The sequence below is a fragment of the Variovorax sp. DXTD-1 genome (assembly GCF_003984625.1).
Lineage (GTDB): Bacteria > Pseudomonadota > Gammaproteobacteria > Burkholderiales > Burkholderiaceae_C > Variovorax.
This window is the reverse complement of the sequence record NZ_RWKH01000040.1, coordinates 1-8,767: the sequence shown is the minus strand read 5'-3', so window position 1 is coordinate 8,767 and position 8,767 is coordinate 1. Positions and strand designations below refer to the sequence as shown.

6 protein-coding genes are annotated in these 8,767 nt (G+C 62.2%); all 6 read left to right on the top strand.

Annotation, left to right across the window (positions count from 1 at the left end; translation table 11 throughout):
• Positions 1–46 precede the first annotated feature (46 nt).
• Positions 47–5,605: a DUF637 domain-containing protein gene (locus EJI00_RS24455; protein WP_221885068.1), complete on the top strand. Its 5,559-nt coding sequence runs from the start codon at positions 47–49 to the stop codon at positions 5,603–5,605.
• A 284-nt stretch (positions 5,606–5,889) separates the two neighbouring features.
• Positions 5,890–6,363 (top strand): hypothetical protein, encoded by a 474-nt coding sequence (locus EJI00_RS24450; RefSeq protein ID WP_126750065.1) that lies wholly within the window; start codon positions 5,890–5,892, stop codon positions 6,361–6,363.
• A gap of 109 nt (positions 6,364–6,472) precedes the next feature.
• Positions 6,473–6,820: a hypothetical protein gene (locus EJI00_RS24445; RefSeq protein WP_126750064.1), complete on the top strand. Its 348-nt coding sequence runs from the start codon at positions 6,473–6,475 to the stop codon at positions 6,818–6,820.
• Positions 6,821–6,992: 172 nt separating this feature from the next.
• Positions 6,993–7,250, top strand: coding sequence for a hypothetical protein (locus EJI00_RS24440; protein ID WP_126750063.1), 258 nt, complete (start codon positions 6,993–6,995; stop codon positions 7,248–7,250).
• Between the two features lie 97 nt (positions 7,251–7,347).
• Positions 7,348–7,830, top strand: coding sequence for a DUF2846 domain-containing protein (locus tag EJI00_RS24435; RefSeq protein ID WP_126750062.1), 483 nt, complete (start codon positions 7,348–7,350; stop codon positions 7,828–7,830).
• Positions 7,831–7,942: 112 nt separating this feature from the next.
• Positions 7,943–8,767: POTRA domain-containing protein (locus EJI00_RS24430; RefSeq protein WP_148110646.1), on the top strand; the 825-nt coding region annotated here is incomplete at its 3' end.

Genomic DNA, 8,767 nt, shown 5'->3' with positions numbered 1-8,767 from the left:
CGAACAAGGCATCGAAGGGCAGAACGTCGCCATCGCCGCCACGACCGTGGATAACACCGCGGGTGCGATTCGGGCGGATGTGAACACTACCCTCACCAGCAGCGGCCGCATCGACAACGGCGCCGGCGGCCTGATCCATGCCGGCGACACGCTGGCCATCGTCGATCCAAATGCCGCCAATCCCGGCGCCAAGACCCTGAGCGTGGCCAACGGCGGCACCTTGCTCGCCGGCAAGGCCCTCGTCGTCGACACCGCCTCGCTCGCCAACACAGGCCGGCTGCTCTCCCAGCAGGACATGCGCCTGGCCCTGACGCAGGACGCCGTCTTCGCCGCCGGCAGCGAGACCATCGCCAACCGCGACCTGGGCATCGCCACCACTGGCAACATCCGCAACAGCGGTCGGATCGCCGCCGGTAACGCCCTGTCGCTCGCGGCCACCAACATCGACAACACCGCCACCGGTGACATCCAGGGCACCACCACCCACCTGAGCGCCACGGACACCATCACCAACCGGGGCGTGATCGACGGTGTCGTGACCCGCATCGATGCAGGCACGCTGACCAACATCGGCACCGGCCGCATCTACGGCGACCAGATCTCCATCGGTGTCGGCACGCTCAACAACCTGGCCGAAACCGCCGCCAACGGCGCCACCAGCGCCGCGACCATTGCCGCGCGCCAGCGTCTGGACATTGGCGCCACCACCGTCAACAACCGCGACGGGTCGTTGATCTTCAACGACGGCGATCTTGCCATCGGCGGCAGCCTCGATGCGGCGGGCCACGCCACCGGCTCGGCCGGCGCGGTGAACAACCACGCCGCAACGATCGAGGCCACCCGCAACGTCGACATCAAGACGGCCACGCTGAGCAACACCAACGGCGGCGTGAGCTGGACCCTGGAGCCCGGATCGGGCCAGCACATCGTTGAATATTCGCTGCCTGGCAGCAGCGTGCGCTATGCGGCGAGCGAAGTCCTCTTCAGCATCGGCGGCTTCCAGCGGATCCCCGACATCGGCTGGAACGGCTGGGCCGGCGTCCCTGCCACCGACCCCCAGTTGCCCGGCAGCAATGCCAACATGCGCCTGCTGATCCCGTCGCCCGACTACCCGCTCGCGCAGTTCCGCGCCTACTACCTGCGAAGCCCGGCCAACAGCGCCGACCGCAGCTTCCAGACCTGCAACGGTGTGGATCCGATCTGCGAGACGACGGCCATGCCCGGCGCCTGGTATCCGCGCACCGATCCGATCTGGGCCACCTTCGGCGTCACGCCGCCCGCCGAAGACCTGCCGGCGGACTTCATCGGTCGGCTGCACCCCGACATCACCGTGGGCCAGGAAGGCATCATGGTCTCCGATGGCGGCGAAGTGGCCCATGACGTGCTCGTGCCCTTCGACCACCCGGTCACGCAAGCCGAGTACGACCAATGGCAAGCCTACCGCACGGCCCACAAGAAGCTGGACGAGGCCACGCTGAACTTCATCTACACGATGACGGGACACAGGTCGCTCACGGGCACCGACTACAAGCCCACGCGCATGTCGTCGACCTACGACGCGTACGACTACACCGTGACCTCGTCCACGCCGGTGCTGCAAAGCTCCGCGCCGGCTCGGATCCTCGCGGGCGGCGCGATGAACATCGCCGTGGGCAGCGGCGTCAACGACATGAGCCAGATCCTCGCCGGCGGCGCCCTGACGGTCACCGGCGGCAAGATCCAGAACGTAGGCCTGACCGTGGACGCGCCCACGGTGCAGAAAGGCATCGCCATTCACAGCTCCATCAACGAGCACGACTTCGGCAGCGACGAGCGGGTCTACCAGCTGGCCCCGTACAACCTGACAACCAACGCCACTGTCACGCTCGCGGCGGCGCGCCAGGAAGGCAACGTGGCGTTCACGGGCAGCGGCACCGGCACCGGCACACTGGCGTCGGGCCAGACGGGTGCGGGCGCGCAGGGCGCGGGCGGCGTGGGCACAGGAACGCGCGTCCATCCGATCGTGCAGGTGCCTTCGGCGGTTGGCGGCGCCGGGCAGGCCGGCGGCGCTTCGGCCACAGCGGCCCAGGGCCCAGGGGGCAGCGGCGCTGCGAGCGCCCCCCCGATGGTGGTTCGCACCACGACGCCCAACACCGCGATTCCCACCGCCAGCCTGTTCGCCACGCACCCCGAATCGTCCAGCCGCTACCTGGTCGAGACCGATCCGCGCTTTGCCAACCACCGCACCTGGCTGTCCAGCGACTACCTGCTGAACAACCTCGGGCTGGACCCCAACAACACCCTGAAGCGCCTGGGCGATGGCTTCTACGAGCAGCGCCTGGTCCGCGAGCAGGTGGCCCAGCTGACCGGCTTCCGCTTCCTGAACGGCTTCGAGAGCGACGACGCGCAGTACACGGCGCTGATGAACGCCGGCGCCACCTTCGCCAGGCAATATGGCCTGCGTCCGGGCATCGCCCTCACAGACGCGCAGATGGCCCAACTCACCAGCGACATCGTCTGGCTGGTGGAGCAGACCGTCACCTTGCCCGACGGCAGCACCCAGCGCGTGCTGGTGCCGCAGGTCTATGTGCACGTGAAGCCGGGCGACATCGACGGCTCCGGTGCGGTGCTCTCGGGCCGCAGCGTGGACATGCGCTTCTCGGGCGACCTGACGAACTCGGGAGGCACGATTGCGGGGCGCCATGCGGTCGCGCTCTCGGCGGACAACATCCACAACCTCGCGGGGCGCATCACCGGCGAAGATGTGTCGCTGACGGCCAGGAACGACATCAACGTCATCGGCGCCGTCGTCGATGCCAGCAAGAGCCTGACGGCCTTCGCTGGGCGCGACATCAATGTGGTGACCACCACCCGTGACTCGAAGAGCGACACCGGCCCGCTGGCGCGCTCGGACGCCTCCAGCGGCGTGAACCTCAGCGCCACGACATTGGACCGCGTGGCAGGCTTGTACGTGACGAACCCGGGGGGAAGTCTCACCCTCGTGGCCATGCGCGACGCCAATCTGGTCGGCGCCGAACTCAAGAGCGCGGGTGATGCGACCGTGGTCGCAGGTCGGGACGTGAATCTTGGCACCGTGACGACGGGCCGCACGGAAGACATTCGCTGGAGTTCCAACAACACCCGCAAGGATGAGGCGAGCAAGGAAACCGGGGCCATCATCAGCGCCGCCGGCGATGTGAGCATCGGCGCCGGGCGCAATCTCACGGGGGTTGCGGCCACCCTGAGCGCGGGCGAGACGCTTGCCCTCAGCGCGGGCGACCAGCTCACCCTGGTGGCAGGCGAGAACGCGACTTCGGCCACCACGAAGGACGCGTGGAAGAACGGCCTGAGCCACTCCAGCCTGAATGCCGACAGCCAGGAGACCACCCTGGCGCGCACCACGCTCACGGGCAAGGACATCCAGCTCAAGAGCGGCGGCGACATGACGCTGAGTGCCATCGAAGCCACCGCAGAGAACATCGGCGTCGACGCTGGCGGCAAGCTCAACCTGCTCACCCAGAAGACAACCAGTGCCGCCAGCCGCACGGAGAACGACGGCGACGGGGCCTGGGTCTCGGCCTCGAGCAGTGGCCGTGTGGACGAGACCAGCCAGTACAACCTGTTCAATACGCCGAACCTGAGCGTCAAGGCCAATGGCGGGGTGACGGTGCAACTGGGGCAGAACGCCAGCCTCGCCGATCTGGCCAAGCAGCCTGGCATGGCCTGGGTGGACCAACTGGCGAACGATCCCGCCCTCGCGAACAGCGTCGAATGGCAGCGGGTGCAGGAAGAGCACAAGAAGTGGGCCGAAAGCCAGACCAGCCTGGGGCCGGTGGCGTCCGTCATCGTGAGCGTGGTGGTGGGCGTGGCCACGGCCGGCGTCGGCTCCGCCGTCGTCGGGACGGCCGGCACCGCCACGACCACCGGCACAGGCATTGCCGGCGCGATGGGCCTGTCTGCGACCACCACCACCATCGCTTCGGCTGCGATGCAGGCCGGCATCACAGCGATTGCAAACCAGGCAACGATCTCGTTCGTCAACAACGAGGGCAATCTCGGGAAGGTGTTCGATGAACTGGGCAGCAGCCAGAGCATCAAGAACATCGCCACCGCCATGGTCACGGCCGGTGTCCTCCAGGGAATCAGCACTGTGCTGCCGGAGAATCTGGCCAATGCGACGAACGGCTCGGCGCTGTTTACCGACCAGTTGCAGCGCCAACTGATCGATGGGGCCGCCAGTTCATTGGTGCGCAGCGCGATCAACGGCACCAGCCTCGAAGACGAACTGCGTTCCGGGCTGACGAATGCGCTGCTGAATACGGTCGCGGCGCAGGGGGCATTTGCCATCGGCGATGCCGGCCCTCAGGGCAGTCAGCGCCTCAATGCCTTCACCGCCGAAGTTGCTCATGCGATCCTGGGCTGCGCCGTGGGTGCGGGTCGGGCCGGCGCAGGCGGAGGCAGCGCAGCAACAGGTTGTTCAGCGGGCGCGGTCGGTGCGTTGGTGGGCAACCTGGCCGCAGAGTTCTACGATCCGAATCGTCAGATGGACAGTGCCAGCGTAGCTGCATTCAGTCAGGTGATGGCCGGGGTCGCTGGTGTCTTGGTGGGCGGCGATGTGGGCAGTGCGTACATCGCGGCGTCCGCGGGAGGGAATGCCGTGGAAAATAACCGGCAATTGCATACGCAAGAGATTAAATGGATTAAAGAAAACGCCAAAAAATTCGCTAGCCACCTGGGTATCAGTGAGCAAGAAGCCGAGCGACGGCTTGCGCAGCAAGCATTTCGCCAAGTGCAGTTGGGCGTTGGAGGAGCAACGGATGAAAGCGCACGTGCATTCTTGTTAAACAATACCCGAGGCATGTTGTTGCCGGGCGACCCGAATGTAGCGGGCCAGAATACTGCGTACCCTTTTAGGGCGATCGGAGAGCAACAGGCGAACTCAAACATTTATTCAAGCGAGTATGCAGCCGACCCCGAAATAGCGGGCTTCTATGGCAGAAACGGCCTTGTGCAACCTGACCCAGTTGCTCTTCAACAAACAACAGCAAATGACACGCGCACCCGCAACCTTGTTGGCGGCGCGACAATCGCCGCACCCGTCGGCGCAGTATTTTTGGTAGGCGCTCCATTGGCAGCAACTGTAGGTTCTGCTGGTGCTTTCGTTACCGTCGGAGGAATTACGAGCGGGGGAATGGATGTGGCAGGACAGTACGCTCAATCAGGTGAAATCCGCCCGATGCAGTCGGTTTTCGCGGGAACGGTCGGCGCAATTTCAGGCCCGTTAGGCGCGAGCACGGGGTTTATTGGAAATGTGCTACTCGGGGGCGCGGGTGGTTCGGTAAATACCGTATTTAACAACGTCTACTATGGAGAAAATAACAGTCCAGTTTTTGCCGGAGCTGTGGGTGGATTTTTCGGTGGTACTGGCTATATGGTCAGCAGTTTAGCAACACTAGGACTGCGTCAGGTCACTCCACCGTTTGTTTACAACAACCTCAATCCTAAAATTCCAGCATTGTTTCAGGGTTCGCCAAATCCATCGCCTGTGGTTGGAGGTGCTATTGTTGGGTCGGCACTTCAAGGCGGAGCCTCCTTTATCCCCGGTCAACCAGCGAGAAAAAAATGAACTCATTCGATAAATTGGTTATTTCTCCAACATGGAAAGGGAGCGTCGTCAGAATAGGCGCCATGATTCTGATCTCTGTTGGGATGTGGGGACTGCCGGAATTTATTGAGTGGTTCTACAAGATCGCGTCCTTAGGGACTCCCGTATTTTCGAGGGATAAGCATTGGTCTATGTTTCTCGTAATTCTTGCAGCCGCAATCTTTTGCATTCTCTTTGATGCAATTCGTTTGATACTTATGTTCTTTCATCGTAGATCATGAGGCTCATGGTGCAAGCTTACATTTATGACAATATTCGATTTTGTTGCGCTCATGTTTGCAGGGATGGCTGGTAATTTCCTTTCAACCGGGGCACAAGGATCCTTCGGGAATTCTACGAAGGAGGCGCTGCAGAGAGCGCAAAGGGAAATGATGAGACGCAAGCACGGCTGGCCTGCAACCTTCTTTTTGCTCGCCCTCATTTTCGGGCTGGCGTTTGCGCTAGGCATGGCGCTGATGTTGGGCATCGTCATTCCTGCATATCTTTGGCTTCTGGCAGACATCTGGCAATGGACTCCCGTCAACCGCTGGCTGCGTTTCGTGGTCCTGGCGGCAATCGGGGGCGTCTTGACGGGGGCGCTTTTTACCAACTACCAGTGGCTGGTTCACACATCTTCCTCGTTGGCGAGAAAGGTTGTGACAACCACTCTGGTCGTGGCGATCTATATCACTCTCTTGGTTGTTTTGCGTGAATGGATCGGAAAAATGCTTCCTGGTTAAGTTGCGGTGCGATGCGACTTCCTTGACAACATTGAAGTCATTTTGATCATCATCAACACCAGCAGATCGCTGCTCGGCTCGGGCGCCAAAGACCATATCAAGGACCAAGTTGAGAAAACAATTTCCTTGGGCGAAAGTGTTCGCGTTGCAAACGACGATTTTTGTCACAGCCATAACCGCTTCAATGGCAATTGGTGGGGCGTTGCTTGTACCTTTTCTTGTGTGGGTTTTTACCGATATCTGGCAATGGTCTTCCATCAATCGCTGGCTGCGCTTCGTGATCCTAGGGGCAATGATTGGCGTCATTGCGGGTGCCTTCTTCACAACACACGCCTGGTTGACTGCAACAGGTTCGTCGATGGTGCGAAAGATCGTCACCACCGCAGCTGTCGTGACTACCTGCATCGCAGTCACTGTCTTTGCGCGAGAGTACCTGGGTCGCTTGCTCCCGGGCTAGCTCGCACGGTGAGTGAGTACGAGGGAGTCCACTTGAAACACAACCTGCTGGCCACCTCGATCGGCGGAGCCACTGTGGGCGCTGCCAGAGGCATGCTTCCGATTGGTGGCACCTCGCCTTACCCTGAAATTTGAAACCCTCAGCGAACCCGCGTCACCAAAGAGGAGGAAAGATGAAAGAAAAGACGAAATTGCGCTGGCATGAATATCTCTGGGCGGGATTGCCGTTACTGCTCGTCCTTGTCGGCGGTGCAATTGGTGGTCTTGTTGGGGCGACTGCGACGAACTACAACCTCAGGCTCTTTCGCTCGACCGCGTCAAGATCGGTGAAGTACTTGCTTTCGGGGCTGATCTTGTTGATGGCCCCCTTGATTGCTTTTGCACTTTCCTCGCTTTTTCTCGCGTTTTTTGGACCGAGAGGCGGTGGTTAGGCATTTCTTTGACAGTCGATCTGATATTCATGGGTGCATCCGAGGCACTCTGCAGCACAACATTAAGTATTTTCCACAACCCTAGGGAGTATCAATAATGAAAATCAAAAGAACCATCGCCAACGTCCTGTTGGCATGCGCGGCAATTGCTGCCACGGGCTGCGCGAGCCTGCCATCACCGGAGGCAATGAAGACCGCCACCGCGGACTTTCAGCTTCCGAAGCTGCCAAGCGACGGCGAAGCCATGGTCTATGTAGTACGCCCATCTTCAACCGGCAGCATGGTTCGCTTCAATGTCTTCGTCGACGATCAGGAGCCGGCATCCGAAATGGGCTACACCCGAGGCAGCCAGTACATCTACTTCAGCCTGCGGCCAGGGGAGCACAAGATTTTGTCGAAGGCCGAGAACTGGGCCGACACCTCGATCTCGGTCAAGGCCGGCGACATCGTGTTCATCCAACAGGACCCATCGATGGGGGTCATCATGGCCCGAAACAGCTTGGTCAAGCTCGAAGAACTGCCGGGCAAGTACCACGTGAAAAGCCTGTCTGTGGGGACCATTCTCAAGACGACAAAGTAGTTGCTCGTTCGCGGGGGAGCGCGCGCTTCCTCGCTCTTGAGCAGTGCCACTTCGTCCATCTGGCATTCGGACGCTTGACGTTCGAAGCATCCGGCGGGCCACCGAATACCCCATGACTCATCATCTCAGAACACGCGCGGGTCGCGTCCAGCTTGCCTGTGCATTCGCTTCGCTGGCCTTGCCCTCCTTGTCGGTTGCACAGCAAACCCCGACCACCCCCCAATCCTTCATCGAACAGCAGCGCCAGCAGGAACGCGAACGCGCCCTGCGCGAGCAGAACGAGCGCACCGTCGATCAACGCCCGCAGGCCGCGCCGCCCGCACCGGTGGCACGCATTCCCGAGACCGAAGCCCCGTGCTTCCGCATCGACCGCGTGCTGCTGGTCGGCGAGCAGTCCGAATTGTTCCAGTGGGCTGTCTCTGATCTCTCCAGCCCTGACGGCAACGATCCCCCCCTCGGCCGCTGCCTGGGCACCGCTGGGGTCAACGTGGTGCTCGCCCGCGCCCAGCAGGCGACCATCGCGCGCGGCTTTGTCACCACCCGCGTACTGGCCGCGCCGCAGGACCTCTCCACGGGCACCCTGACCCTCTCGCTGGTGCCCGGGCGCATCGCGGCCATCCGCCTGACGCCGGATTCTTCCTCGACGCTGCTGGGCAGCGGTGCCTTGCTGGGTTCGGCCATTCCCGCCCGCCCGGGCGATCTCTTGAACCTGCGCGACATCGAGCAGGGGCTGGAGAACTTGAAGCGCGCGCCCACGGCCGAGGCCGACATCCAGATCGAGCCCTCGACCGCGCCCGATGCCAAGCCGGGCGACAGCGACCTGGTGGTCAAGTACGTGCAGGCCAAGAAGTGGCGGGTGGCCCTGAGCCTGGACGACAGCGGCACCCAAGCCACGGGCCGCTACCAGGCCGGCGCCACGGTGTCGGTGGACAACCCC

What these genes read in the sequence shown, in the direction of transcription:
- EJI00_RS24435 (WP_126750062.1), top strand. Translation starts at nt 7,348, where the DNA reads ATGAAAATCAAAAGAACCATCGCCAACGTCCTGTTGGCATGCGCGGCA.
- EJI00_RS24440 (WP_126750063.1), top strand. Translation starts at nt 6,993, where the DNA reads ATGAAAGAAAAGACGAAATTGCGCTGGCATGAATATCTCTGGGCGGGA.
- EJI00_RS24450 (WP_126750065.1), top strand. Translation starts at nt 5,890, where the DNA reads ATGACAATATTCGATTTTGTTGCGCTCATGTTTGCAGGGATGGCTGGT.